The sequence below is a fragment of the Arthrobacter sp. Bi26 genome (assembly GCF_918697925.1).
Lineage (GTDB): Bacteria > Actinomycetota > Actinomycetes > Actinomycetales > Micrococcaceae > Arthrobacter.
The window spans coordinates 16,285-41,225 of the sequence record NZ_CAKKMF010000029.1; the positions used below are offsets into that span (position 1 = coordinate 16,285).

Annotated in this window: 22 protein-coding genes and 1 pseudogene; 16 read left to right on the forward strand and 7 right to left on the reverse strand. The window is 67.5% G+C overall.

The genetic code is table 11. The features are described from left to right. Positions 1-125 precede the first annotated feature (125 nt). Positions 126-818, reverse strand: a complete 693-nt coding sequence (locus tag LQV16_RS09855) for a GNAT family N-acetyltransferase (protein WP_229993711.1) — start codon at positions 816-818, stop codon at positions 126-128. A 119-nt stretch (positions 819-937) separates the two neighbouring features. On the opposite strand from LQV16_RS09855, the gene LQV16_RS09860 reads away from it, so the two are divergent. Further along, positions 938-1,831, forward strand: coding sequence for a rhodanese-related sulfurtransferase (locus LQV16_RS09860; protein WP_229993712.1), 894 nt, complete (start codon positions 938-940; stop codon positions 1,829-1,831). Positions 1,832-1,865: 34 nt separating this feature from the next. On the opposite strand, the gene LQV16_RS09865 is transcribed toward LQV16_RS09860, so the two are convergent. Further along, the gene (locus LQV16_RS09865; RefSeq protein ID WP_229993713.1) at positions 1,866-2,411 is read right to left on the reverse strand and encodes a DUF6023 family protein; all 546 of its coding nucleotides are present in this window, start codon (positions 2,409-2,411) and stop codon (positions 1,866-1,868) included. A gap of 113 nt (positions 2,412-2,524) precedes the next feature. Further along, the gene (locus tag LQV16_RS09870) at positions 2,525-2,983 is read right to left on the reverse strand and encodes a hypothetical protein (RefSeq protein WP_229993714.1); all 459 of its coding nucleotides are present in this window, start codon (positions 2,981-2,983) and stop codon (positions 2,525-2,527) included. 207 nt (positions 2,984-3,190) lie between these two features. On the opposite strand from LQV16_RS09870, the gene LQV16_RS09875 reads away from it, so the two are divergent. Together LQV16_RS09875 and LQV16_RS09880 are read left to right on the forward strand one after the other, a co-directional pair. Then, the gene (locus LQV16_RS09875) at positions 3,191-3,985 is read left to right on the forward strand and encodes a MerR family transcriptional regulator (protein WP_229993715.1); all 795 of its coding nucleotides are present in this window, start codon (positions 3,191-3,193) and stop codon (positions 3,983-3,985) included. A 223-nt stretch (positions 3,986-4,208) separates the two neighbouring features. After that, entirely contained in the window at positions 4,209-5,765 is a 1,557-nt protein-coding gene (locus LQV16_RS09880) for a methyltransferase (protein WP_229993742.1), read from the forward strand. Positions 5,766-5,834: 69 nt separating this feature from the next. On the opposite strand, the pseudogene LQV16_RS09885 reads toward LQV16_RS09880, so the two are convergent. After that, positions 5,835-7,097, reverse strand: a pseudogene (locus tag LQV16_RS09885) (MFS transporter); the annotation flags it as partial. A gap of 79 nt (positions 7,098-7,176) precedes the next feature. Here LQV16_RS09885 and LQV16_RS09890 point away from each other — a divergent pair. The 7 genes from LQV16_RS09890 (at position 7,177) to proC (ending at position 15,556) form a co-directional block, all read left to right on the forward strand. Next, positions 7,177-7,830 carry a winged helix-turn-helix domain-containing protein gene (locus LQV16_RS09890; RefSeq protein WP_229993716.1) on the forward strand — a complete coding sequence of 218 codons (654 nt, stop codon included), beginning with the start codon at positions 7,177-7,179 and terminating at the stop codon, positions 7,828-7,830. A 193-nt stretch (positions 7,831-8,023) separates the two neighbouring features. Beyond that, positions 8,024-10,762, forward strand: a complete 2,739-nt coding sequence (gene topA / locus LQV16_RS09895) for a type I DNA topoisomerase (protein WP_229993717.1) — start codon at positions 8,024-8,026, stop codon at positions 10,760-10,762. A 116-nt stretch (positions 10,763-10,878) separates the two neighbouring features. Beyond that, positions 10,879-11,367 (forward strand): SseB family protein, encoded by a 489-nt coding sequence (locus tag LQV16_RS09900; RefSeq protein ID WP_229993718.1) that lies wholly within the window; start codon positions 10,879-10,881, stop codon positions 11,365-11,367. 83 nt (positions 11,368-11,450) lie between these two features. Further along, the gene (locus LQV16_RS09905) at positions 11,451-12,455 is read left to right on the forward strand and encodes a Ppx/GppA phosphatase family protein (protein WP_229993719.1); all 1,005 of its coding nucleotides are present in this window, start codon (positions 11,451-11,453) and stop codon (positions 12,453-12,455) included. A 101-nt stretch (positions 12,456-12,556) separates the two neighbouring features. Next, positions 12,557-12,898, forward strand: coding sequence for a YciI family protein (locus LQV16_RS09910; protein ID WP_229993720.1), 342 nt, complete (start codon positions 12,557-12,559; stop codon positions 12,896-12,898). A gap of 23 nt (positions 12,899-12,921) precedes the next feature. Further along, on the forward strand, positions 12,922-14,235 hold the full coding sequence (locus LQV16_RS09915; RefSeq protein WP_229993721.1) for an RNA polymerase sigma factor: 1,314 nt from the start codon (positions 12,922-12,924) through the stop codon (positions 14,233-14,235). 487 nt (positions 14,236-14,722) lie between these two features. Continuing rightward, the gene (gene proC / locus LQV16_RS09920; protein ID WP_229993722.1) at positions 14,723-15,556 is read left to right on the forward strand and encodes a pyrroline-5-carboxylate reductase; all 834 of its coding nucleotides are present in this window, start codon (positions 14,723-14,725) and stop codon (positions 15,554-15,556) included. An 82-nt stretch (positions 15,557-15,638) separates the two neighbouring features. Here the strand turns inward: proC and LQV16_RS09925 are convergent, their stop codons facing one another. Together LQV16_RS09925 and LQV16_RS09930 are read right to left on the reverse strand one after the other, a co-directional pair. After that, positions 15,639-16,325, reverse strand: coding sequence for a TrkA family potassium uptake protein (locus tag LQV16_RS09925; RefSeq protein ID WP_018775040.1), 687 nt, complete (start codon positions 16,323-16,325; stop codon positions 15,639-15,641). Next, a complete protein-coding gene (locus LQV16_RS09930; RefSeq protein WP_229993723.1) occupies positions 16,318-17,748 on the reverse strand; it encodes a potassium transporter TrkG in 1,431 nt (476 codons plus the stop codon). Before LQV16_RS09930 ends, LQV16_RS09925 begins: the two co-directional genes overlap by 8 nt. Positions 17,749-17,865: 117 nt before the next feature. Here LQV16_RS09930 and LQV16_RS09935 point away from each other — a divergent pair, with 117 nt between their 5' ends. From LQV16_RS09935 to gdhA, 3 genes are all read left to right on the forward strand, one after another. Further along, the gene (locus LQV16_RS09935) at positions 17,866-19,089 is read left to right on the forward strand and encodes an acetoin utilization protein AcuC (RefSeq protein ID WP_229993724.1); all 1,224 of its coding nucleotides are present in this window, start codon (positions 17,866-17,868) and stop codon (positions 19,087-19,089) included. A 93-nt stretch (positions 19,090-19,182) separates the two neighbouring features. Beyond that, positions 19,183-19,731, forward strand: coding sequence for a metalloregulator ArsR/SmtB family transcription factor (locus tag LQV16_RS09940; RefSeq protein WP_229993725.1), 549 nt, complete (start codon positions 19,183-19,185; stop codon positions 19,729-19,731). A 148-nt stretch (positions 19,732-19,879) separates the two neighbouring features. Then, positions 19,880-21,217 (forward strand): NADP-specific glutamate dehydrogenase, encoded by a 1,338-nt coding sequence (gene gdhA, locus LQV16_RS09945; RefSeq protein WP_229993726.1) that lies wholly within the window; start codon positions 19,880-19,882, stop codon positions 21,215-21,217. 102 nt (positions 21,218-21,319) lie between these two features. Here gdhA and LQV16_RS09950 read toward each other — a convergent pair whose 3' ends face one another. Continuing rightward, positions 21,320-22,669 (reverse strand): alpha-hydroxy acid oxidase, encoded by a 1,350-nt coding sequence (locus LQV16_RS09950; protein ID WP_290369357.1) that lies wholly within the window; start codon positions 22,667-22,669, stop codon positions 21,320-21,322. A gap of 381 nt (positions 22,670-23,050) precedes the next feature. Between LQV16_RS09950 and LQV16_RS09955 the strand changes: the two genes are divergently transcribed. From LQV16_RS09955 to LQV16_RS09965, 3 genes are all read left to right on the forward strand, one after another. Next, the gene (locus tag LQV16_RS09955) at positions 23,051-24,199 is read left to right on the forward strand and encodes a 3-deoxy-7-phosphoheptulonate synthase (RefSeq protein WP_229993727.1); all 1,149 of its coding nucleotides are present in this window, start codon (positions 23,051-23,053) and stop codon (positions 24,197-24,199) included. Positions 24,200-24,398: 199 nt separating this feature from the next. Then, positions 24,399-24,620 (forward strand): helix-turn-helix domain-containing protein, encoded by a 222-nt coding sequence (locus tag LQV16_RS09960; RefSeq protein WP_090574680.1) that lies wholly within the window; start codon positions 24,399-24,401, stop codon positions 24,618-24,620. A 206-nt stretch (positions 24,621-24,826) separates the two neighbouring features. Then, on the forward strand, positions 24,827-24,925 hold the full coding sequence (locus tag LQV16_RS09965) for an AURKAIP1/COX24 domain-containing protein (protein WP_003792170.1): 99 nt from the start codon (positions 24,827-24,829) through the stop codon (positions 24,923-24,925). Positions 24,926-24,941: the final 16 nt, after the last annotated feature.

Genomic DNA, 24,941 nt, shown 5'->3' on the forward strand with positions numbered 1-24,941 from the left:
CGCCCGCCCGGCAGCCACTGCGGCTTCGGTTCGGCGTCCGGCCACACGGAAAGCACGCAGGGGCGCCCAGCGGACGGCAGATTGCCCCGGGCGCCCGTTCCCGGGCGGCAAACGCGGGCAGCGCCTCAACCGACGGACAGGTCCGCCCCTTCGTCCGACGTCGACAACATCAGGACGTGGCACACCATGCGCCAGCCGAGGTGGGAATAGAGCTTTTGGCCGTCCAGCGAGGCGAGTAGCAGCCCGGAGTCGACGTCGTGTTCGAACGCCTGGGCCGCCAGAGCCTTCATGATGAAGCTGCCCAGCCCCCGCCGCTGGTACGCCGGTGAAGTCACGATGTTGTCGAAGATGGCGGTGTGTCCCACCACGAAAACGCGTCCGCTGGCTGCGACCTCCTCGCCTGCGCTGACCACCGCGTGGTGGACTCCGTCCGTCCGGGACGTCGCAAGCTTGAGGTCATCGTCCGAAAGCCAGGGGTCTTCCGAATCCTGAGTCTCCATGTCCACGATCATCATGGTCTGGGAAGCCGAGGTGACGTGGATGCCGTGCCGCTGTCCCAGGAATGTGTACCGGGCCACATCGTTGGTGAGGATCGTGAGGACTCTGGCCGGAACTTCAGCTGCCTTCGCTGCTAGCGCCGCGAACTCCTCATCGGAGGGATCGTAGGCGAAGTATTCCCATTCGTGGGTGGTGTCCGCGCGAAAGGCCGCGGGGAACCGTCCCTCCCTGCGCGTCTCATATCCGCGGCAGCCGGCCCATCCGGCAACCCAGACTTCCAGCAGGTGGGTGGTGTCTTCAACCATGGCGTCAAGACTCATGTGATGAGCGTATTCCAGCCGTGCCGCAAGCAACAGTGGCCGGGTCGGGGGAAGGCCGCTTGCTTATCCAATTGTGACTGTCGCCCGGCCCCCCCGTTCCAGCCAGTACCCTTAAAAGCGTGGCTTTGAACAGGATTGTGCTCTTTTACGGATTCACCCCCCTCGCTGACCCGGACGCCGTCCGGCTCTGGCAGCGGGCCCTGTGCGAAAAACTCGGGCTAACCGGCCGCATCATCCTTTCCAAGGACGGCATCAACGCCACGGTCGGCGGAGAACTGAATGCCGTGAAGCAGTATGTCAAGGCCACGCGGGAGTACAGGGGATTCCACGACATCGACGTGAAGTGGTCCGACGGCGGTGCGGCAGACTTCCCGCGGCTCAGCGTGAAGGTGCGGGACGAGATCGTATCCTTCGGCGCCCCGGGCGAGCTCAAAGTCGACGCCGGCGGAGTGGTGGGCGGCGGAACGCACCTCAAGCCCGAGGAACTGCACGAACTCATTGAAGCCAAGAAGCAGCAGGGCGACGAGGTGGTGTTCTTCGACGGCCGCAACGGCTTCGAGGCCCAGATCGGCAAGTTCAAAGACGCGGTGGTCCCCGACGTCGCCACTACCCATGACTTCATCAAAGAACTCGACTCGGGCAAATACGACGCCCTCAAGGACAAGCCTGTTGTCACCTACTGCACCGGAGGCATCCGCTGCGAAGTGCTCTCGAGCCTCATGGTGAACCGCGGGTTCAAGGAGGTCTACCAGCTCGACGGCGGCATCGTCCGCTACGGCGAGGCCTTCAAGGACCAGGGCCTGTGGGAAGGCTCCCTGTACGTGTTCGACAAGCGCATGCACCTCGAGTTCAGCGGGGACGCCAAGACCATCGGCGAGTGCACCCGCTGTTCGGCGCCCACGAGCAAATTCGAAAACTGCTCGAATCCGGAGTGCCGGACCTTGACGCTCTATTGCGCCGAGTGCGCCGCCAGCCCCGAAACCCTGCGATGCCCCGAAGGCTGCGCGGCCTAGGGCACGATCCGGGCTTTTGGCCGGCGGGGAACGCTCAGATGCGGCTCACCCGGTAGGCGAAGTTCGCCGGTCCGTTCGCATCGACTTTGATCGAGAGCGAGGCAGCTGCGGCCAGATGCACCACGTTTACCCTGGTCGTCCCGCACCGGAGACTCAGGTCCACGAGTTCGTCCTCACCGTTCTCGATGGAAAAGGACACCCGGCGGGTGCTCCGGCAAGCCAGGGTCAGGGCGTAGGTGCCCTGGGGCAGCAGGGTGGTGCTCTCTATCCGCTCCTCGTCGGCCTCCAGCGTCCCGAAACCCGTATGGAAGACCTGCCCCGCGGCGTCGGGCAGCACGTCATGGACCCAGGCGTCCAGCTCCGCGCCCGACACCGGCTCGTTGAGGTGGGGGTCCCGGGGCAGGGCGGCGTCAGTGCTCGGCGGCGCGGCAGCGGTGGGCGAATCATCGTCCCAGTGGTCGGCGCTGTATTCGTATTCGCAGCCGGACAGGACCGCCCCGAGAAACACCGCAACTGAGAGCACCACGGCGGCCGCCGGGGTGCGCCGTCGCGGCACCCTGCTGGCCGGCACAGTTGGCATACCCTGAGATTAGGGCTGCCTCGGATCAAACGCCAGAGGCCAAAGGACCGGGTCGGCCCGGCCCATCAGAGGGGCACTGGGCCGGACCCCGGGGCCCAGGCTGCGGGCCGTTCTTACTCGGATGCTGCCAGGTGGTAGGCGTAGATGAGCGGGGCATCCACACTGGACGTGCTGAGCGTGACCTCTCCCGCGGTGGGCACCTTGATGCGGGCGGTTTCGCGGCTGCCGTTACAGGCGGCTCCTGCTTCGGCCAGCTGGCTGCCGTCCAGGCTCACGGCGAAGAACGCCTTGCCGCCGCCGTCGCACGTCATGGTCAGGGTGTAGGTGCCGGCGGGCACGCCGGAAGCGGCCCGGACGATCGGATTCCGGTTCAGGATTTTGCCGGCATCCTCCAGCACCGTCCCGGGGACCGGGGGCAGAGCGGTGGCCTTCCACGCCGGGACGTCGGCGCTCTCAACCGAACCGGTCGGGGAACATGCCGTCGCGGCCAGTACGACGACGGCGGCAGCCGCACCTGTGAGCGTCCGCCGGAGCGGCCGGGAAGCCGGGGCGTGGGAGGAAGGGGAAACCATGCCTCAAACTTACCGTCCCGCAGGCTCGCGTCCGGCCGCACGGACCTTCCAGGCGCCTTCTCCCGCGGACCCTTGACTTTGACGTTGCGTCAAAGTTTAGAGTCGTAGGACGGGCCGGCTGACGCCGGTCGGCACGGCAACAGCACACCCGAAGTTAGTGGGAACAGGCCAGAGGGAACAGGCCCGAGGGAACAGGAAGGTGGAGGCATGGACTGGTCCGTTCAGCAGATCGCGAAATTGGCCGGCACCACCGGCCGGACTTTGCGTCACTACGACAACATTGGCCTGCTCAGGCCCAGCCGTACCGGCAATAACGGCTACCGGTATTACGGCCAGGAGTCCCTGGTCCGCCTGCAGCGGATCCTGCTCCTGCGCGAGTTGGGGCTCGGGTTGCCGGCGATCGCAGAGGTGCTCGGCAACGAGTCGGACGCTGAGCATGCACTGCGCCGGCATCTGGCATGGCTGCAGCAGGAACAGGGCAGGCTGGGGCGGCAGATTGCTTCGGTCCGTCACACCATTGAGGCATTGCAAACGGGAGGAAAGATCATGGCGGAGGAAATGTTCGACGGTTTCGACCACACCAAGTACCAGGAGGAAGTCCAGCAGCGGTGGGGCAAGGATGCCTATGCGACGTCGGACACCTGGTGGCGCGGCATGGGGGCCGAGGAGAAGGCTGCCTGGACGGAGCAGTCCCGGAAGCTTGGCGCCGACTGGACGGCCGCTGCGCAGTCGGGGGTCCTGGCTGACAGCCCTCAGGCGCAGGACCTGGCCCGGCGCCACGTCGAATGGCTGCGGGGTATCCCCGGCACCCCGGCGGCGTCACCTGCCGCAGGCGGCCCCACAGGTGGCAACAACGGGGCAGGTCCGGACATTAGGGGGTACGTGACGGGACTCGGCGAGATGTATGTGGCCGACCCCCGGTTCGCCGCGAACTACGGCGGTGCCGACGGAGCGGCCTTTGTCCGGGACGCCCTGAAAATCTATGCTGAGACCGAGCTCTAGCCGGACCCGCACTGCCCGGAACCAATCCCGGAACCAATCACGGAACCAACCCCGGGACTAAACTTGTCCGGTGACTTCCTCAGCGCAAGGCCCCGCCGCGCCGGCTCCCTCAACGCCGGCCCGTTCAACCCAGGCTCCCTCAACCCCGGCTCCCTCAACCCCCTTCACAGCCGGAAACACTCCGGACGCCCCGCGGAGCGACCTCCCAGGCCGCCTCGAGGCCCTGGCCGGGGACCTGCGCGCCGTTGGCTACACCGTGGACGGGGTTGCGGAGCTGCTCGGCGAGGCTGCGCACTCCGCCCTCGGCCGGGACCAGCTCATCCCTGCACTGATCGTCACCGGGCGCTCCCTCGGGGAGCCGGCGACGGCGGCGCTCGCCGGCGTCGTGCGTCTCTGGCTCCTGTCCGAGCCGCAGCGCGCGCAGACCCTCGACGCCGCCCTTCCCGGCATCCGCACGGAGGGGCTGATGGAACTCGGCCTCGTGGAGCCGTCGGGCGGGGACCTGGTCCAGGCGAAGGTGGACCTGAGGCCCTACGGCTGGGACCCGACCGTGGGGGAGGACGGTGCCGGTGATGGCGGAGCAGACCTCTGGGTGGCCAGCGACCTCGCCGCCCACCAGCGCGCAGGCGTTCTCCGCCACGACCACGTCCTGGGGATCGGGCAGGCCTCCACCACCCTGGTCCAGGTCACCGCCCGCCGCCATGTTGCCAGGGCCCTCGATCTCGGCACAGGCTGCGGCATCCAGACCTTTCACCTGCTGCACCATGCCGAGCATGTGACCGCCACGGACATTTCCGAACGCGCACTGGCGTTCACCCGGTTCAACCTTCTGCTCAACGCCGACCCGCTGCACCTGGACCCGGCCGACCTCGACGCCCGCGTCAGCCTGAGGCTGGGGTCGCTGCTGGAACCGGTCGCGGAGGAGGAGTTCGAACTGGTGGTGTCCAACCCGCCGTTCGTCATTACGCCGCGCAGCCTCGGCGAGGCCGCCACGGACCAGTTCACGTATCGCGACGGCGGCCTGCCGGGGGACGAGATTGTGTCGTCACTGGTCCGCGCACTGCCCTCTGTCCTTGCCCCGGGCGGAACGGCCCAGCTCTTGGGCAACTGGGAGATCACGGCGGGTGCCGGCTGGACCGAGCGGCCCCAAAGCTGGGCCAGCCCGGCCGCCGACGTCTGGTTCATCCAGCGCGAGCAGGTGGGCCCGGAGCAGTATGCCGAGACCTGGCTGCAGGACGCCTCGGAAAACCGCGACCGCCGGCTCTACCAGGACTCTTACGCGGCCTACCTCGATGACTTCGCCTCGCGCAATGTGGCCGGGATCGGCTTTGGCATGATTTGGCTGCGGCGGCCCGCCGACGGCGCCGGGCGGGTGCTTTCCCGCTTCGAGGAGATCACGTACCCGATCGAACAGCCGGTGGGGCCGCACCTGGGCGCCGCCGTCGAACGCGCCGACTGGCTGGCCGCCCATGATCTGGCTGCCGCCCACCTGCTGGTCGCCGAGGACGTCACCGAAGAACGGCACCAGCGCCCGGGGGCGGAACACCCCGGCGTCATCCTGCTGCGGCAGGGTGCCGGGCTGCGCCGCACCAACCTGCTCAGTACGGAACTGGCAGGCTTCGTCTCAGCGTGCGATGGCGACCTGTCCGTCGGGCAGATCATCGGCGCCCTCGAGGCGCTGCTGGGAGGCTACGAGGGGTTTGACGCCACGCAGTTCCGCGCTGGCCTCCTCGAGGAAGTGGGGAACCTGGTTCGCGACGGCTTCCTGCTGCCCGGCTGAGACGGCGTCCGCCGCCTCAGCCGCCGCCTGAGCCGCCGCCACCGCTTTCGCCGCCGCGGATTCGCCGGCGTCCTCCCGGCCAAACCGCGGCAGCACGTACGCGGTCAGGGCCAGGGCCACCAGCACCCCGGCCGCCCCGGTGAGCACGAAGCTGGCGCGCACCGGAACCAGGGCGCCCATGAGCCCGCCCAGAGCCAGCGCGCCAATGGAAACGGCGCGCGTCATCCCGCCGACGATCGCCATCGCCTGGCCGCGCCCGCTTTCCGGAATCCGCAGGATCGCGATGGCCCCGAAACAGGCGTTGAGGACGCCGCAGGCCACCCCCGTCCCCGTGTAGGCCACAAAGAGCAGTTCCACGCTGGGGACCACCCCCGTCAGGACCAGGAAGGCCGAGGCTGCGGCCATGGAGGCCAGCAGCACGCGCAGCCGGACCCGGGGCGCCGTGATCCTCCCGGCCATCGCCGCCCCGGCCGCCATGCCAAGACCGAAGGCTGCGGACAGGAGGCCGTACTGCGTCTCGGTGGCGCCAAGTTCGTCGCGGGCCAGGAACACCTCGAGCACGTTGGTGGCCTCGCCGACGACGATGAAGAACATCGCACCCAGGACCAGGGCCCAGACCAGGCTGTCCTGTCGGATCAGGCGCAGTCCGTCGAGCAGCGCGGGCTTCGCCTTGCCGGCCCGTTCGGCTGCCGTGCCGCGGCGGGTCCGGATCAGCAGGGCGCCCAGCCCCATGGCGACGTAGCAGCCGCTGGCCACGGCGAAGACCAGTCCGGTCCCGCCCCAGCCGCTGAGCAGGCCGCCCGCGGCGGGACCGGCCATGCCCGCGATCATGATGGTCGCCTGCATGGTGCCCATGGCGCGCGGGGTGCGGTCCTCGCCGACGATCCGCGGCAGCAGGGCCTGCCAGGTGGGTCCGGCCACAGCCTGCGCCGCGTCGAGCAGGAACGTCATGGCAAACAGCACAGGCAGATAGTTCTCCAGGTACTGCATGCCCAGCCCCATGCCGGCTACGGCGGCGGCGCTGACGGCGGAGCTAGCCGTCGCCAAGGTGCGGGAATCCATGGTGTCGGCGAGCCGGCCGGCCCACGGGGCCAGCAGAACCAGCGGCAGCGCCGAGCACAGCAGGTACCCGGCGACCAGCCAGGGCCCGGCGACAGGCGTTTCGCCGGCGGCGGCAGCGTTTTGCAGGTGCAGCATGACGCTGACGACGACGGCGCCCATCCCCGCCGTTGCCACGAACCGGGCGGTGCCGGCGAGCAGGAAGTCGCGGTTGCGCCACAGGGGCTGCGCCGTTGCTGCGGAAGTGGACGATTTATGAAGTGTTTGTTTCATAAATAGGAAAGTAGCGCGGGCCTGGAATAGATGTCAAGCATTTCTTTCATAGTTTGGAGAGGCTGGATACACTGGAGGAGTGAACGCAGAAACCCCGTCGGCGGAGTCCACGGCTCCGCCGGCCGCCAGGCGCCGGCACCGTCCGGAGAAGCAAGTGGAAATCACTGACCCGAAGGCGATCCGGGCCCTGGCCCACGCCGCCCGGCTGGAGGTCATTTCCGAACTGTATTCCACCCAGGCGAGCCGGACGGCCACCGAGCTTGCCGCGCAGACCGGCCTGACTCCCAGCGCCATGAGCTACCACCTGCGGGCACTGCAGAAGTGGGGCATCGTGGTTCCCGCAGCCACCGCCGGGGACGCCCGGGAGCGGCGCTGGAAGGCCGCCGGCACCGATTTCACCATCCACTCGCTGGGGGGAGTGGCCAGCCCGGAACTCGCCGTCCTGGACCTCGAGCTCGACGCCTACCGCCGCCGGGCCCGTGCGTACGCCCAGGCCCGCAACGCCCGCCGCGAGAACGGCGACACCGCCGACGGTCCGTCCTCGGTGGTCCTTGCCAGCAACCTGTTGTATCTGACGCCGGACCAGCGGGCCGAACTGACGCGGCGGGTCTTCGACCTCCTGCGAGACTACGAACTCGAAGATCCGGACCACGTGCCCGAGGGCGCCGAACGCATGGCCACGATGTGGTCGATGATTCCGGACGACCGCGGACTGGCCACCGGCAAGGCCTGAGCCCGCCGCCGGCACCGCCGGATCTTGCAGCCGGAGCGTCGTCACAGGCCGCCGGACACGCGGTCATATTGCGGCCGGAACCCCCCTCCGCCGGGCCGCCATTTCCGGCCGGATGCGCGGGATTCTGCAAAATATGGTGAACTAGGCGGGTATGGGCGCATCTGCCCGAGCCACCTTTTTCTGTAGGAGCACCGTGCCAAGCAAGGCCAAAACCGGCAAGAAACTCGTGATTGTGGAGTCTCCCGCCAAGAGCAAAACCATCGCCAAGTACCTCGGCGAAGGCTTCATCGTGGAGGCCTCCATCGGTCACATCCGCGACCTTCCGCAGCCCTCGGAGCTCCCCGCGGAACTGAAGAAGACCCCGCTGGGCAAGTTCGCCGTCGACATTGACAACGACTTCAAGCCCTACTACGTGGTGTCCTCGGACAAGAAGAAAAAGGTTGCCGAGCTCAAGGCCCAGCTCAAAGATGCCGACGCTCTCTATCTCGCAACCGATGGGGACCGCGAGGGCGAGGCCATCGCGTGGCACCTGCTGGAAGTGCTCAAGCCCAAGGTTCCCGTCTACCGGATGACCTTCGGCGAAATCACCAAGGAAGCCATCCACCGCGCCATGGACAACCTGCGCGACGTCGACCAGGACCTGGTGGATGCCCAGGAGACCCGGCGCGTCCTGGACCGGCTCTACGGCTATGAGATCTCCCCTGTGCTCTGGCGCAAGGTGGCCCGCGGCCTCTCCGCCGGCCGCGTGCAGTCTGTCGTCACCCGCATGGTGGTGGACCGCGAACGCGAGCGGATGGCCTTCAAGGCCGCCTCCTACTGGGACCTCACCGGCCAGTTCGGCGCCGGTTCCGGCTCCTTCAAAGCCAAACTCGCCGCCGTCGACGGCGCCAAGGTCGCCAGCGGCCGGGACTTCAACGACAACGGCGAGCTCACCTCGCGCAACGCCGTCCACCTCAACGAGGAACTCGCCGCCTCGCTCGCGGCGGGGCTGCAGGACGCCGAATTCCGCGTCCGCTCCGTCGACACCAAGCCGTACACCCGCCGCCCGGCCGCGCCGTTCACCACCTCCACCCTGCAGCAGGAGGCCGGCCGCAAGCTGCGCTTCTCCTCGAAGAGCACGATGCAGGTGGCCCAGCGCCTCTACGAAAACGGCTACATCACCTATATGCGTACGGACTCGTCCGCGCTGAGCAACGAGGCCATCACGGCCGCCCGGCGCCAGGCCTCCGAGCTGTACGGCCCGGAGTACGTGCCGCAGTCGCCGCGGGTCTACAGCGGCAAGGCAGCGAACGCACAGGAAGCCCACGAGGCCATCCGACCCGCCGGTGACTCCTTCCGCACGCCGGCCCAGGTGGCCAAGCAGCTCTCGGGCGACGAATTCCGGCTCTACGAGCTCATCTGGAAGCGCACGGTCGCCTCGCAGATGGCTGATGCCAAGGGATCCACAGCCACGATCCGCCTCGGCGCCGTGACTGTTGGCAACCCGGCCGATCGCCGCGACGCCGAATTCTCGGCGTCGGGCACCGTCATCACCTTCCCCGGCTTCCTCGCCGCCTACGAAGAAGGCAAGGACGAAAGCCGCGGCGATGACGAGTCCGAGGAAGCACGCCGGCTGCCCAACGTGGCTAAGAACGACGCGCTCACCGCGACCGATATTGTCGCCGTCGGCCACGAGACCTCGCCGCCGCCGCGCTACACCGAAGCCTCGCTGACCGCGGAGCTGGAAAAGAAGGGCATCGGCCGCCCGTCGACCTATGCCTCCACCATCTCCACGATCCAGGACCGCGGCTATGTCCGGAAGCAGGGCTCCGCGCTGGTCCCGAGCTGGATCGCGTTCTCGGTGATCCGGCTCCTTGAGCAGCACTTCCATGACTATGTGGACTACGAGTTCACCGCCGACATGGAAGCCGACCTGGACAAGATCGCCAACGGCCAGGCGGCCGGACCCGCCTGGCTCAAGCACTTCTATTTCGGTGAGGACTCCGAGCCCGGCCTGCTGAGCATCGTGAACAACCTCGGTGAGATCGATGCCCGCGAGATCAACTCCATCCCCATCACGGACGCGATCACACTCCGGGTCGGCAAGTTCGGCCCGTACCTGGAAAGCTCCACCGCGACGGTGGACCCCGAGACCGGCGAAGTGGTTGAAGCGGCCCGCGCCAACGTCCCGGAGGACCTGGCCCCGGATGAACTCACCGCCGCCAAGGCCGTTGAACTCATGGAGACCGCCGCCCCAGAGGAGCGCGTCCTCGGCGCGGACCCGCACACCGGGCACACCATCGTGGCCAAGAACGGCCGCTACGGCGCCTACGTCACCGAGATCATCCCCGAGATGACCGAGGAACAGCTGGCCAACCAGCCCGTTGAGTACTACAAGAACGGCAAGCCCAAGCCGGCGAAGAAGCCCGTCAAGGCCAAGCCGCGCACCGGATCCCTGTTCGCGTCCATGGGCGTGGACACGATCACGCTGGACGAGGCCCTGCAGCTCATGAGCCTGCCCCGCGTGCTCGGCCAGGACGCCGACGGCAACCCGATCACGGTGCAGAACGGCCGCTTCGGCCCGTACCTGAAGAAGGGCACGGACTCCCGCTCGATCGGCTCCGAAGAGGAGATCTTCACGATCACGCTCGAGGCGGCGCTGGAGATTTACTCGCAGCCCAAGCAGCGCGGCGCCCGTGCCGCCGTGCCCCCGCTGGCCGAATTCGGACCGGACCCGGTCTCGGAGAAGAACATCGTGGTGAAGGAGGGCCGGTTCGGCCCGTATATCACCGACGGCATCACCAACATCACCGTGCCGCGCAGCACCTCGGTCGAGGAGTTGACCAGGGAACAGGCCGTCGAACTCCTGGCCGAAAAGCGGGCCAAGGGCCCGGTCAAGCGCACGACGACGGCCCGCAAGGCGCCCGCCCGGAAGGCCCCGGCCAAGAAGTAGGCCAGCCCACCGAAATCGCCGGAAACGCGCGGATTCGCCGGAAAATACCGGCGAATCCGCGCGTTTCCGGCGATTTCGCGTTTGCGGACCGGGGCGCAACGTGATCGAGTAGGAATATGACTGAACAGCCCGCACACCTGGACAACCAGCCGCTGAACGAACTCGAGGAGCAGCTTGCCCGGGGGGAGCAGCCGGACGCCAACCCGGTGGACGTGATCCTCGCCTTCCTCAACAACGAGGTCTACGTGGTCAGCTCCGACGCCCTGGAAGGCCCCGACTCGCAGGTGGAGCCGCTGGTCCTCGCGAACTCCTCCGGCAAGCCCGTCCTGGCCGTCTTCTCACACCCGAGCCGCGTCACCGAGCAGTATCTCGCCGCCGCCCCGAACGTGCTGGGCACGCAGGGCGCCGCGATCATCGGTAACCTCGGCGCAGAGCTCGGCATGGTGATCAACCCCGGGGCCGCCTACGGCTTTGAAATCGACCCGGAGGGCGTGGCCAACATCCGCCGCGACTTCAAGCCTACGGAGGAGCCCGCTGACGGAACCGCGGCCCAGCCCGCTGACGGGCCCGTGGACCGGCCGGCGCAGAACGGCGACCCGGCCTAAGCCCGCGATGGCGACGGCGGTATTCTTCGCGAATACCGCCGTCGCAGCTAGGCCAGCCGCACCGTGGGGGGAATAATGGCAGCATGCGTCTAGGCGTCCTCGACATCGGGTCCAACACTGTCCATTTGCTGCTGGTTGACGCCCATCCGGGCGCCCGTCCGGTCCCCTACGCCTCGCACAAGCGGCGGCTGTCGCTCGTGCAGTACCTCGACGACGACGGCAACATCAACGACGAGGGGCAGCATGAACTCGTCGAATTTGTCCTTGAGGCGTGGGAATTCGCGGCCAAGCACAAAGCCGACGACCTCCTCGCGTTCTGCACCTCGGCCATCCGCGAGGCCACCAACGGTGCTGACGTCCTGGCCCGCGTCAAACATGAAACCACCGTCACCCTCCGTGAGCTCAGCGGCAGCGAGGAGGCATCCATGACGTTCTTCGCCGTCCGGCGCTGGTACGGCTGGGGCGCCGGGCCCATCCTGAACCTCGATATCGGCGGCGGCTCCTTCGAGATGGCCCTCGGCCAGGACGAGCTGCCCGAGCTGGCGATGTCCGTTCCGCTCGGCGCCAGCCGGCTGACGCGTGACTGGCTGCCCGAGAACCCGCCCTCGGCCAAGAGCATCAAGGAGCTGCGCCGCTACATCCGCTCCACACTCAAACCCGCGGTGCGTAAATTCGAGAAGCTGGGCCCGCCCAACCTCGTGGCGGGCACGTCCAAAACTTTCCGGTCCCTCGCCAGGATCGCCGGTGCCGCCCCGAGCGCCGCCGGACCCTACGTCAAGCGGGAGCTGCTGGCCCTCGACCTGGGGCTCTGGGCGCAGCGGATCTCGGCCATGGAGATAGGGGACAGGCTCCACCTGCCCGGCGTCTCCGAGGCCCGCGCGCCGCAGGTCCTCGCCGGCGCCCTCGTCGCGGAAGCCGCCCTTGAGATGTTCAAGTTCGACAGCATGGTGACCTGCCCGTGGGCCCTGCGTGAGGGACTCATCCTCCGCCGCCTGGACCAGTTGGTATTTGAGGGACCGGTCGATCCCGCGCCGCACGTGGCAGAGCAACCTCCGGCGCGGCTCCTGTCGCCGGAAAAAGCTTTCTGAAACCGCCCCGGCCGCAACGATGTCGATCCGCAGGGACCTCGATCGTGTAATTGCTGAGAGGCCGGCACGCCGCCGGCTGATTCGACAAGGAGGCACCCGAAATGACGCAGTACCTGCTCAGCATTTACCAACCGGACGGCCCTGCCCCGGACCCTGAGTTCCTCGAACCGATCATGCGTGATCTGGCGGCCCTGAACCATGAAATGCAGGCGGCCGGGGCCTGGGTGTTCGCCGCGGGACTCCACCCGGCAGAGTCCGCGACCGTCCTCCGGCCCAGTGACGGCGAGATCCTCGTGACCGACGGGCCATTCACCGAAGGCAAAGAGCATCTCGGCGGATTTACCGTGATCGAGGCCGAGGACCTAGACGCAGCCCTTGGCTGGGCACGGAAGCTGGCCGGCGCCACCACGCTTCCCGTTGAAGTCCGTCCCTTCCAGCACTAGCCGCCGGCCGAGAGGGGGCTGCTGTGGGCGACACCGGCGCAACCGACGGCGCAACTGACGGCGCGACCGAGGCGGACATTGCCCGCGTGTTCCGGCTCGAATACGGCCGCGCCGTAGCCGTCCTGACGCGTACGTTCGGGAACATCGATATTGCCGAGGACGCCGTCCAGGATGCTTTTGCTGCGGCGCTCCAGCACTGGCCCTCGGCAGGCGTCCCGCCCAGCCCGGCCGGCTGGATCATCACGACGGCGCGGCACCGGGCGATCGACCGGCTGCGGAGGGAGGCCTCCCGGGAGGACAAGCATGCGCAGGCAGCCTGGCTGGCGGCGGCGCGGTCAGGGGCCGGACCTTCACCGGCTGCTGAAGAGCAGTTCCTGGCGGAACAGTCAGGAGTCGAGGACGTGGACGACGACACGTTGCGGCTGATTTTCACCTGTTGCCACCCCGCCCTGGCCAGATCTGCCCAAGTGGCGCTCACGTTGCGGCTTCTGGGTGGATTGACGACGGCGGAGATCGCCCGGGCCTTCCTGGTGCCGGAGGCGACCATGGCACAGCGGCTGGTCCGGGCGAAGGCAAAAATCCGGGATGCCAAAATCCCGTACCGTGTCCCGCAGGGAGCCGAACTGCCCGAACGGCTGCAACCGGTGCTTGCGGTCGTCTACCTGATCTTCAACGAGGGCTACACCGCCGGCCCCGCCGACAGCCCGGCCCGTGCGGAGCTCTGCACTGAAGCCATCCGGCTGGGCAGGCTGTTGGTGTCCCTCATGCCGGACGAGCCGGAAGCGGCGGGACTGCTGGCACTGATGCTGCTCATTGAGTCCCGCCGCGCTGCCAGGTTCGCCCCCGACGGCGGACTCGTGCTGCTCGCGGTCCAGGACAGGGGGCGCTGGGACAGCGCCGGGGCCGCCGAAGGCCAGGAGCTGGTGCGCCGCTGCCTGCGGCGGAACCGTCCTGGGCCGTATCAGCTCCAGGCGGCGATCAACGCCGTCCACAGCGTCGCCACGACCGCCGCGGAGACCGACTGGGCGCAGATCCTGCAGTTGTATGACCAGCTCCTGGCCGTCGCGCCCGGACCCGTCGTGGCGCTGAACCGCGCCGTCGCACTTGCCGAACTGCGCGGGCCGGTTGCCGCGCTGGCCGCGGTGGAGGGCCTGGGTCTGGAGAACTACTACCTCTTCCACGCCGTCCGCGCCGACTTCCTGGTGCGCCTGGACCGCTATCCGGAGGCCGCCGAAGGTTACAGGCGGGCCCTGGGGCTGGCCGGAAGCGCCGCGGAACGCCGGTTCCTCGAGGGCAAGCTCCGCAGCCCGGCGTTCGGCGGGGACGGAGCCGGTTAGAAGCGGGCCCACCCGGGCCTGATGCGGGCGGGTCAATGCCGGTTAAATGTGTAGCGCCGGGCGACTGGAGCAGGACTTGGGGGAACTCTGCTGCCAATCGCCCGGCGCACCGCCGGCTCCGGGGGAACCGACTATCATCACTCGCACCTGTTGAGGCACTTTCCAAGGTAATGGCCGATCTTGGGCGCACAGCGAGATTTCCCTGTGCGTTCGCTGGCAATCCCGGAGTCCCCGCTTTGTGGCCGGCTCCGGTGTGGGGCCTTTGAACGGCAAAGCACCGATTAAACGGCAAAGGCACCGGCGGTCCGCTGCGGGAAAAATGGGAAAATCCGCTGCAAACCACCGGTGCCGCGCAGGCATCCGCATGCCTGCTGCATCACTCGCACCCTCAATGAGGTAGCTCCAACGTTAGGGCCCGAAGTTGTGCAATGACTGCGGTAAAGGTGTGAGCTGGCTGGGAATCACGTCCGACTGCAATGATGGGGACATGAGCAACCGAATCGCATTCCTGGGCTGTGGGTCAATGAACGAGGCAATTCTGGGTGGGCTGATCGACGGCGGTGTCGACCCGGCCGATATCGTCGCTACCGTCCGCCGGGCCGAGCGCGCGGCCGAACTGGCCCAACGCCACCACGGGATCACGGCCATCGCGGGCGAAGAGGAGCCCGACAACAACAAGCAGGCCGCCACCGGCTCCGGCGTCGTCATCCTTGGCGTCAAGCCCGCGGGCATCGCCGATCTGGCGCGGGAAATCAGTGAGTCCCTTTCACCGGACACGATCGTCATCAGCGTCGCGGCCGCCGTGTCCCTGGCGCAGCTGGAGGCGGCGCTGCCGGCCGGCCAGCCCGTCATCCGCACAATGCCGAACACGCCGGCGAAGCTGGGCCGCGGCGTCGTCTCCGTCTCTCCCGGGACCAACTGCTCCGCCGGGCAGCTCCAGCGCGCCAAGGACATCCTCGCAGCCGCCGGCACGGTGGTGGAGATCCCCGAAGACCAGGTGGACGCCCTGTCCGCGATCAGCGGCTCGGGCCCGGCCTACGCCTTCTACCTGGCTGAGGCCATGGCAGAGGCCGGCGCGCAACTGGGCCTGGATCCGGAGCTGTCCCTGTTGCTGGCTCGCGAGACCGTCGCCGGGGCGGGCTTCATGCTGGCCGAGCCCGGCGCGGATCCTTCCGCGCTGCGCAAGGCGGTCACGAGCCCGAACGGCACCACGGAACGGGCCATTGCCACGTTTGACGAGCGAGGACTGCCGGCCATCATCGCTGACGGCGCCCGCGCGGCCGCTGCGCGCGCGGCCGAAATCACCCGGCAGCTCGCCTGAGCCTGCCCGGTCGTACACGCGCTTCCGGCGGGCACCAGGGCCACCGTGGTGGCTCCGGGCACCTGTGGGCGCCGGTTGTGGCCTAGGGACGTGCGGCGAACCGTTCGAGCAGGTCCACGTGGCCCGAAACGATGAGCATGTCCCGCGAGGAAACCTTGGTTTCCGGCCGCGCGTAAGTGAAGTCCTCACCCGGGGACTTCACGCCCACAATCGTGACGCCGTACTTGGAACGGACCTTGGACTCGTCCAGGGTGAAGCCCACGGTCTCCCGTGGCGGGTACATCTTGACGATCGCGAAGTCGTCGTCGAACTCGATGAAATCCAGCATCCGCCCGGAGACCAGGTGCGCGGCGCGGACTCCCGCGTCCGCCTCCGGGTAAATGACGTGGTTGGCGCCGATCCGGGTCAGGATCTTGCCGTGCGAGGGCGTGATCGCCTTGACCCAGAGGTGTTCGATTCCGAGGTCCACGAGGTTCACCGTGATCAGCACCGAGGATTCGATCGAGGTGCCCACGCCCACGACGGCGGAACTGAATTCCTGGGCGCCGAGCTGGCGGAGGGCATCGATGTTGGTGGCGTCGGCTTCCACGACATGCGTCAGGACACTCGCCCACTTCTGGACGAGGGTGCGGTCGCGCTCAATGGCCAGGACCTCCCGGCCCTGCTTGACCAGTTGCTCTGCGGTGGATGCGCCAAAACGGCCCAGCCCGATCACCAGCACGGGGGCGTTGTGGGCGGGGCGGTTGACGGCGCCTGAGGAACTAGCCAATGATCGGTCTCTCTTCCGGGTAGTGGTACAGCTGGCTGCGCTGGCGCAGGGCCAGACCGGCGGCAAGGGTGACCGTCCCGACGCGCCCGGCAAACATGAGCAAGGCGAGGACGTAAACCCCCTCCGGCGGCAACTCTGCACTGAGGTTGGTGCTTAGGCCCACCGTGGCGAAGGCGGAAATGGTTTCAAACAGGACCCGGTCAAGGGAGGCATGGCTGATGTGCAGGAGCAGGAGGGCCGAGACCGAGACGAGGGTGGCGCCGGCGACGATCACCGAAATGGCCACGCGCATGGTGCCCTCGGGGATGGTGCGGCCATAGATCTTCACGTCCGCGTCGCCGCGGGCCTCGGCGGCGATCGCCAGGAACATCACGGCGATGGTGGTGACCTTGATGCCGCCGGCCGTGGAGGCGGAGCCGCCGCCGGCGAACATGAGGGCATCGGAGAGCAGCATGGTGGTCGACTCCATGTGGTTCTGGTCCACAAGGTTGAACCCGCCCGAGCGCAGCATGACTGAGGCAAACAGCGCATGCGTGATCTTGTCGCCGAGGTCCATGTCCCCGATGGTGCGCAGGTTGTCCCACTCCAGGAAGCCCCAGAGGACCGTCCCGGCGGCGAGGAGGATGAAGGACACCTGGATGGTCAGCTTGGTGTGCAGGTTCCATTTCTTCCACCGCAGCCCGTTCTGGTGCAGCACCATGACCACGGGGAAGCCCAGGCTGCCCAGGAACACCCCGAGCATGAGCGGAACGAGGATCCAGAGATCGGTTTCGTACGGGACGATCCCGTCCGAATGCGGCGTGAAGCCGGCGTTGTTGAAAGCCGAAATGGCGTAGAAGATGCCGTGCCACACAGATTGCGGGAAGCTCTCCCCAAGGATCAGGAAGCGGGGGATAAGAGCCAGCGCCAGGGCGCCCTCGATCACCACGGAGGTCACGATCACGATCCGCAGCAGCGTACCGACTTCACCGAGCCGGCCTGCATTCATGGCCTCCTGGGCGATCAGCTTGCCGCGGACACCGAGTCTCTTGCTGACCATGAGCGCCAGCAGCGACGCGAGGGTCAAGGTGCCCAAGCCGCCCACGAAAATGCCGAACAGAATCACGAGCTGGCCGAAGAAGGACCAGTGCACAGCCGTGGAGACCACGGTCAGGCCCGTGACGCAGACAGCGGACGCCGCGGTGAAGAACGCCTGATGCAGCGGTGTGACCTGTCCCGTCGCGGAAGCTAAGGGCAGCGAGAGCAAAGCGGTGAAAACCAGGATTACGACGCCGAACGCCGTAAGCGCCAGGCGGGCCGGCGAGCTGTTTGCGATGCTGTCAATGAAGTCGCGCAGGCGTGTGAAGATCCACAGGCCTTCCCGCTCCGGCATACCTGGCTGCCAGCTGGCGGGGCTCTTGGACCTCGACTGGCTTTGCGTCATGTTTTTCCTCGGTTGAAACTGCTTCCCCAAGTAGTAAACCACTAAAGTCCCGTAATGGCCGGGGGAGCACCCGTGCACGCGCGGGAACCCGGGGACCGCTCCGGTAGCCTGTGATTGATGACATTCCTGCCCGGACTCACTCAGACCGCGCTGCCGACGACGGTGGTGTGGGCTCCTGCCATGACCGCCTACAACTTCGGCCACTCCCACCCGATGGCGCCGGAGCGCATGGAGCTCACAGCGAAGCTGGCCGGCAGTCTGGGACTGCTGGATCTGGACCACGTCACGGTGGCGGCACCGGACGTCGCCGCCGACGCGGAGCTGTGCGCGGTCCACAGCCCGGAGTTTGTGGCCGCCGTGCGGCGTGTGAGCGAAAACCCGGACACCCCCGACCACGCCAGGGGCCTGGGAACCGAGGATGATCCGGCCTTTGCGGGCATGCACGAAGCCAGCGCCCGGCTTGCCGGCGGCTCCCTGCTGGCGGCCGCTGCCATCCTGGACGGCAGCGCGGTGCGGGCCGTGAACTTCGGCGGCGGGATGCACCACGCCTCCAGGGACCGCGCGAGCGGTTTTTGCATCTACAACGACGCCGCCCTCGCGGTCCAGCGGCTGCTCGACGGCGGCGTCCAGCGCGTGGCCTACGTCGACGTCGATGCGCACCACGGCGACGGCACGCAGAGCATCTTCTGGGACGATCCGCGGGTGCTGACTATTTCGCTGCACGAGTCCGGGCTGACCCTCTTCCCGGGCACCGGGTTTGCCAACGAGATCGGCGGCCCGAACGCGCAAGGCAGCGCCGTGAACGTCGCCCTCCCGGCCGGCACCGCGGACGCGGGGTGGCTGCGGGCCTTCCACGCCGTCGTGCCCCAGCTCATTGGCGCGTTCGAGCCGGAAGTCATCGTCAGCCAGCACGGCTGCGACTCGCACCGGCTTGACCCGCTCGCCCACCTGAACATCAGCGTCGACGGCCAGCGCGAGGCCGCAACGGCCATCGGCAACCTCGCCGCGCGCTACTGCGACAACCGGTGGATTTCCACAGGCGGCGGCGGCTACAACGTCGTCAGCGTGGTGCCGCGGTCCTGGAGCCACCTCATAGCCATCGCGGCCGGCCGCCCGGTACCGCTGCGCACCCCGGTTCCGGAGGACTGGCGAAACTATGTCAAAGACAAGTACGGGGCCAAGTTCGGTGTAGAGCCGCCCGAGGCGATGGGCGACGACGTCGACCTCTGGTGGCGGTCCTGGGAAGTCGGTTTCGACCCCAACGACGAGGTGGACCGCAGCGTCATGGCCACCCGCAAGGAAGTGTTTCCCCTGCACGGACTGGACCCCTGGTTCGACTAGGCCCGGGCCCGGGTGGAGGCCCCGGTTGGGGCCCGGTGCCAGGGAAGCAATTCGTGGATGCCATCTGGCGTATATGTCGCTAGTGTGGAGGACATGGTGACAGACGACGTATTTGCCGTCATTGCTGAGGCAACCAGGCGTGACATTCTGATAGCCCTCCGCAAGGGGGACAAAGCGGTGGGGGAACTGGTCCAGGAGCTTGAAGCAAGCCAGCCCACCATTTCCAAGCATCTCAAAGTCCTCCGCGAAGCGGACCTGGTGAGCATGCGCGCCCAGGGCCAGAAGCGGTACTACACGCTCAACCCCAAACCGCTCGCCGGGATCGCCAGCTGGCTCCAGGCGTTCGACGTCGGCCCCGCTGCGACAGCGGACGCCGCCGCGCCCCTCCACCCCGAACCCAGTCCTGCCGCCGTCCCGGATGGCCTGTCCGCAGCGGCCGTCCCGCAGCCGGTCGCCGCGCAGCCCGCCGCAGCACTGGCGGCCCGTCCTGCCGGCAGCCCGCTGAGCCCCGCCGTCGTCATCCCGGTGGGAACGGCAGGGGAGGACAAGAGGCCCCAGCAGATCGGGCGGACCGTGGGCCGGGCCGCCACCAGGGCCGCCGACCTCCTGGCCAACCTGCCCAAGTTCGGCCGCAAGAAGTAACCCAGGCCGTTTGTGTCCTGCGCCACCCCGTTTTTGTCACAGGGGGCGCCCTCAGGTCCTCAAATAGAAATCCTTTCCGGCCCAGTGCAACCATGGAAAGGCTGGATTGTTGCGCCCGCAGAAGGGCGCCAAGGTTGAGGGAGTTGCAATGGACGCACGGCTTGAAGCCATCCGGGACACGGTGCTGGCACGGAATCCCGGCGAAAGGGAGTTCCACCAGGCAGTCATCGAGGTCTTCGAAAGCCTCGGACCGGTGCACGACCGCCACCCGGAGTTCCTTGAAGGGGCCGTCCTCGAGCGGCTCTGTGAGCCCGAACGGCAGATCATCTTCCGCGTGCCGTGGACGGACGACGCCGGCAGCTTCCAGATCAACCGCGGCTTCCGGGTGGAGTTCAATTCAGCGCTGGGCCCCTACAAGGGTGGCCTGCGATTCCACCCCTCGGTAAACCTTGGCATCATTAAGTTCCTCGGCTTCGAGCAGATCTTCAAGAATGCCCTGACCGGCATGCCGATCGGCGGCGGCAAGGGCGGCTCCGACTTCGACCCCCGCGGACGCTCGGACGCCGAAATCATGCGCTTCTGCCAGTCCTTCATGACGGAGCTGTACCGCCACATCGGCGAGTACACGGACGTCCCTGCCGGGGACATCGGAGTCGGCGGCCGCGAAATCGGCTACCTCTTCGGACAGTACAAGCGGATCACCAACCGCTACGAATCCGGCGTCCTCACCGGCAAAGGCATCTCCTGGGGCGGTTCGCTGGTGAGGCCCGAAGCCACGGGCTACGGCACCGTGATCTTTGCCGAAGAAATGCTCAAGACCCGCGGCCAGTCCTTCGACGGCCAGCGCGTGGTGGTCTCCGGCTCCGGCAATGTCGCCATCAACGCGATCGCCAAGGCCCAAGCGCTCGGCGCCACCGTTGTGGCCTGCTCCGATTCCTCCGGCTACATCGTGGACGAGGCCGGGATCGACGTCGCGCTGCTGCGCCAGATCAAGGAGGTCGAGCGCGGACGGCTCAAGGACTACGAAGCCCGGCGCTCCGCCGTCTCCTACGTGGAGGGCGGCTCAGTCTGGGACGTCGACGCGACGGTCGCGCTGCCGTGCGCCACGCAGAACGAACTCGACGGCGACGCCGCTGCCCGGCTGGTCCGCAACGGCCTGCTGGCGGTGGGCGAGGGCGCCAACATGCCCTCGACGCGTGACGCCGTCGCGGTCTTCCAGGAAGCCGGCATCCTGTTCGGCCCGGGCAAGGCCGCCAACGCGGGAGGTGTGACGACGTCCGCACTGGAAATGCAGCAGAACGCCAGCCGCGACTCCTGGTCGTTCGCGCACACCGAGGAACGCCTCACGGAGATCATGGTCGGAATCCACGACCGCTGCGCGGCCACCGCGGACGAGTACGGGGACCCTGGGAACTACGTGCTGGGCGCGAACATCGGCGGCTTCGTGAAGGTAGCCGACGCGATGCTCGCCCAGGGCCTCATCTAGGTCTGATCTTCCGGTTGCCCGTGTGCCGGGACAGCGGTGGCGGCAGTGTTCTTCGACAGACACTGCCGCCACCGTCATTTCCGCGGGCATATGTCGGACGGGCTACTGCCGGAGGATCCGCACGTGGTCCGGGGTGAGGTCCGCGATCCGGCTGACGCCCAGCAGGGCCATGGTGCGTTCCATGTCCTTCTCCAGGATTTGGAGGGCGCGGTCCACCCCGGCCCGTCCGCCGGCCATAAGCCCGTACAGGTAGGCGCGGCCGATCAGCGTGAAGTCGGCGCCGAGGGCGAGGGCGGCGATGATGTCCGCGCCGCTCATGATGCCGGTGTCCAGGATGATCGCGGCCTCGCTGCGGTCCGCCTTCAGCGCGGCAGCGACCTCGGGGAGCAGGTGGAACGGGATCGGTGCCCGGTCCAGCTGGCGGCCGCCGTGGTTGGAGAGCACAATCCCGTCCGCGCCGTGGTCCACCACCTTGCGGGCGTCGTCGACCGTCTGAATGCCCTTGACCACGAGCTTGCCCTTCCAGGTCTCGCGCAGCCAGTCGAGGTCGGCGTAGGTCAGGGTGGGGTCGAACATGGAGTTGATCAGGTCCGCGACCGTGCCCGTGTACCGGGACAGCGACGCGAAAGTCAGCGGCTCGTGGGTGAGGAAGTTGAACCACCACGCGGGCCGGTAGGACGCATCGAGGACGGTCTTGAGCGTCAGGGCGGGCGGGATGGTCATGCCATTGCGGACGTCGCGGAGCCTGGCGCCGGCGACGGCAGTGTCCACCGTGACCATTAGGGTGTCGTTGCCCGCCGCGGCGGCACGCTGGATCAGTTCCAGCGACCGGTCCCGGTCCGTCCACAGGTACAGCTGGAACCAGTTGCGGCCCGTGGGTGCGGCGGCGGCCACGTCCTCGAGGGACGCCGTGCCCATGGTGGAGAGCGTGTACGGAATGCCGGCGGCTTCGGCGGCCTGCGAGCCGGCGTATTCGCCCTCGGACTGCATCATCCGGGTGAATCCTGTCGGCGCGATCCCCACCGGCAAGCGGGACGGCCCGCCCAGGATGTCGGTGCTGAGGTCGATGCTGGAGACGTCACGCAGGACCCCGGGCCGGAACTCGATGTCCAGGAACGCCTGGCGGGCGCGGCGGAGGGAGATTTCGGCCTCGGCGGCGCCGTCGGTGTAGTCGAACGGTGCCTGGGGCGTGCGGCGCTTGGCCATGTCCCGTAGGTCCCAGATGGTGCTGGCACGGCGCAGCCTGGCGGCCCGGCTGAACTCCGGCTTCTTGAACTGCATCAGGGGAGCGAGGTCGGCGTATTTGGGCACACGGCGCTTCAACGCGGCAGGAAGCCCACGGGCGGCCGCCGCCGCTGCGCCTTGCCCGGACGAGGAGGCACCGGGGTCCGTGGAAGTGGCCCCGGGAGTGATCGGAGCCTCGGGGTTGCCGGGCGGAACGGTCTGCGTCATGGCTGTCTCCATAGTGGGTCGGATGCTCGTGCTGGGGTTCCCTCACACTCTAGGTGGTGCCGGTGTGCGCCGAAATGACACTTCGCGGCAGTGTTGGCGCGGAACACTGCCGCGAACTGCACTCTCGGCGTCCCGGGGCGACGGGTCCGGCGAATTGTTACGCCCGGTGTTTGCCCCGGCCGCGGCTCCGGGGCTATGGTCGACGCTATGACTAACCGTTGGTATGCGTATTTTTCGTTGGCTCTGGAGGGGCCCGCGTCTAACTGACACGCATCCAACTTTCCTTCAGAGCCAACAGGGCAGAGATCATTCTCTGCCCTTCGCCATTTCTCCGGCGGGTTCTGATCAGGGCCCGCTCCGCATCCGGAACAGGACCCGAACATGAGCATCGAAGCAGCCCCCGGCACCCAGCACTCCACCTCGAACCTGCGCGTCAGCGAGTTCACCCCGCTGCCCACCCCGCAGGACCTCATGGCGGAACTGCCGCTGGAGCCCCGCCTGGCCGAGGTAGTTGGACGGGGCCGGGACGAGGTCCGGGCCATCATGGACGGTGTGGACGACCGGCTGCTCGTCATCGTGGGCCCCTGCTCCATCCACGATCCCAAGGCGGGGCTGGAATACGCCCGCCGGCTGGTCAGCCAGGCCGAGAAGCACCGCGAAGACCTGCTGATCGTCATGCGCACATACTTCGAAAAGCCGCGCACCACGGTGGGCTGGAAGGGCCTGATCAACGACCCCCGGCTGGACGGCAGCCACGACATTGCCGCGGGCCTGCGCGCGGCCCGGGCCTTCCTGCGCCAGGTCACGGCCCTCGGCCTGCCCACCGCCACCGAGTTCCTTGAGCCCATCAGCCCCCAGTACGTCGCGGACCTGGTCGCCTGGGGCGCGATCGGCGCCCGCACCACGGAGAGCCAGATCCACCGCCAGCTGGCTTCCGGGCTGTCCATGCCGATCGGCTTCAAGAACGGGACCGACGGCGACCTCCAGGTGGCGCTGGATGCGTGCAGCGCCGCCGCTGCGGCCCAGGCGTTCCTCGGGATCGACGACGACGGCAGGGCCGCGCTTGTGGCCACCGCCGGCAACCCGGACACCCACGTCATCCTCCGCGGCGGACGCAAGGGACCCAACTACTCCGCCGCCGACGTTGAAGCGGCCTCCGCCAAACTCGCCGCGAAGCAGCTGAACCCCCGCCTGATCGTCGACGCCAGCCACGCCAACAGCGGCAAGAACCACCACCGCCAGGCCGAGGTCGCCCTCGAAATTGGTGCCCAGCTGGAAAGTCCCGGAGCCGCGGCCGGGGCCATCGCCGGCGTCATGCTGGAGAGCTTCCTGGTGGGCGGGGCGCAAAACCTAGAGGTCAACGCCGCCGTCACAACCGCAGGCAAAGCCGCAGGCAACGCTGGAGCCGCCGGCCGGGACGAGCTGGTCTACGGCCAGAGCGTCACGGATGCCTGCATGGACTGGGATGTGACGGCGTCGGTACTTGGCCAACTGGCCGCCTCGGCCCGCACGCGCCGGACGCGTGCCTGAGGGTTGGACAGGAGGGCGCGGGAAGTGCGAGATTTTCGAGATTCCTGCGGAAAACGTGTGGGGATTCCTGAGGAAGTCTTTCACATTGGCACCATGAGCAACTAGTGTTGCTAACACATGGTTGTTTGATGGCTCAGCATCGGCACACCGCCATGTCACCAGGTGGGGCTGCCGTTCGCTTGAGCAAAGGAATAGGGAAATGTCTACGGAGGCCAACTTCTCCAAGGCCCGTTTTTTGACCGTGGCCGAAGTCGCGGAACTTATGCGGGTATCAAAGATGACTGTGTACCGTCTGGTGCATTCGGGGGAGATGCCGGCCGTGCGCTTCGGCCGCTCCTACCGCGTGCCGGAAAACGCCGTCGAACAGTACCTCAAGGGTGCCGTCGTCGACCGGAGCGACGGTCACGCCGGAACTGGCTGAACAGCCAGCGGCAACATTCACAGCGTGAATCGACTGCTTTGGGTCCCGCATGGGTCCCGCGGTCGTGGGGTGCCTCGCAGAGGCGGTACCCTGTTAAGGAACGTTTTACGTCATTGTAAGAACCTGTCAGTTGTTTCAGTCTGCTTGCTTAGCCCGCGGACCCTTCCCAACAGGCAGGTACTGCATCTAGCCGGTAAGGAACTTTCGTGGGTTCAGTTATTAAGAAGCGTCGCAAGCGTATGGCCAAGAAGAAGCACCGCAAGCTGCTTCGCAAGACGCGCCACCAGCGTCGCAATAAGAAGTAGCCATACTTCGAAATGC

Bases quoted from the DNA above. Each gene is read 5' to 3' on its own strand.
- LQV16_RS09855 (WP_229993711.1), bottom strand. From the start codon at position 818: ATGAGTCTTGACGCCATGGTTGAAGACACCACCCACCTGCTGGAAGTC.
- LQV16_RS09865 (WP_229993713.1), bottom strand. From the start codon at position 2,411: ATGCCAACTGTGCCGGCCAGCAGGGTGCCGCGACGGCGCACCCCGGCG.
- LQV16_RS09870 (WP_229993714.1), bottom strand. From the start codon at position 2,983: ATGGTTTCCCCTTCCTCCCACGCCCCGGCTTCCCGGCCGCTCCGGCGG.
- LQV16_RS09875 (WP_229993715.1), top strand. From the start codon at position 3,191: ATGGACTGGTCCGTTCAGCAGATCGCGAAATTGGCCGGCACCACCGGC.
- LQV16_RS09900 (WP_229993718.1), top strand. From the start codon at position 10,879: ATGACTGAACAGCCCGCACACCTGGACAACCAGCCGCTGAACGAACTC.
- LQV16_RS09905 (WP_229993719.1), top strand. From the start codon at position 11,451: ATGCGTCTAGGCGTCCTCGACATCGGGTCCAACACTGTCCATTTGCTG.
- LQV16_RS09910 (WP_229993720.1), top strand. From the start codon at position 12,557: ATGACGCAGTACCTGCTCAGCATTTACCAACCGGACGGCCCTGCCCCG.
- proC (WP_229993722.1), top strand. From the start codon at position 14,723: ATGAGCAACCGAATCGCATTCCTGGGCTGTGGGTCAATGAACGAGGCA.
- LQV16_RS09930 (WP_229993723.1), bottom strand. From the start codon at position 17,748: ATGACGCAAAGCCAGTCGAGGTCCAAGAGCCCCGCCAGCTGGCAGCCA.
- LQV16_RS09935 (WP_229993724.1), top strand. From the start codon at position 17,866: ATGACATTCCTGCCCGGACTCACTCAGACCGCGCTGCCGACGACGGTG.
- LQV16_RS09940 (WP_229993725.1), top strand. From the start codon at position 19,183: ATGGTGACAGACGACGTATTTGCCGTCATTGCTGAGGCAACCAGGCGT.
- gdhA (WP_229993726.1), top strand. From the start codon at position 19,880: ATGGACGCACGGCTTGAAGCCATCCGGGACACGGTGCTGGCACGGAAT.
- LQV16_RS09950 (WP_290369357.1), bottom strand. From the start codon at position 22,669: ATGACGCAGACCGTTCCGCCCGGCAACCCCGAGGCTCCGATCACTCCC.
- LQV16_RS09955 (WP_229993727.1), top strand. From the start codon at position 23,051: ATGAGCATCGAAGCAGCCCCCGGCACCCAGCACTCCACCTCGAACCTG.
- LQV16_RS09960 (WP_090574680.1), top strand. From the start codon at position 24,399: ATGTCTACGGAGGCCAACTTCTCCAAGGCCCGTTTTTTGACCGTGGCC.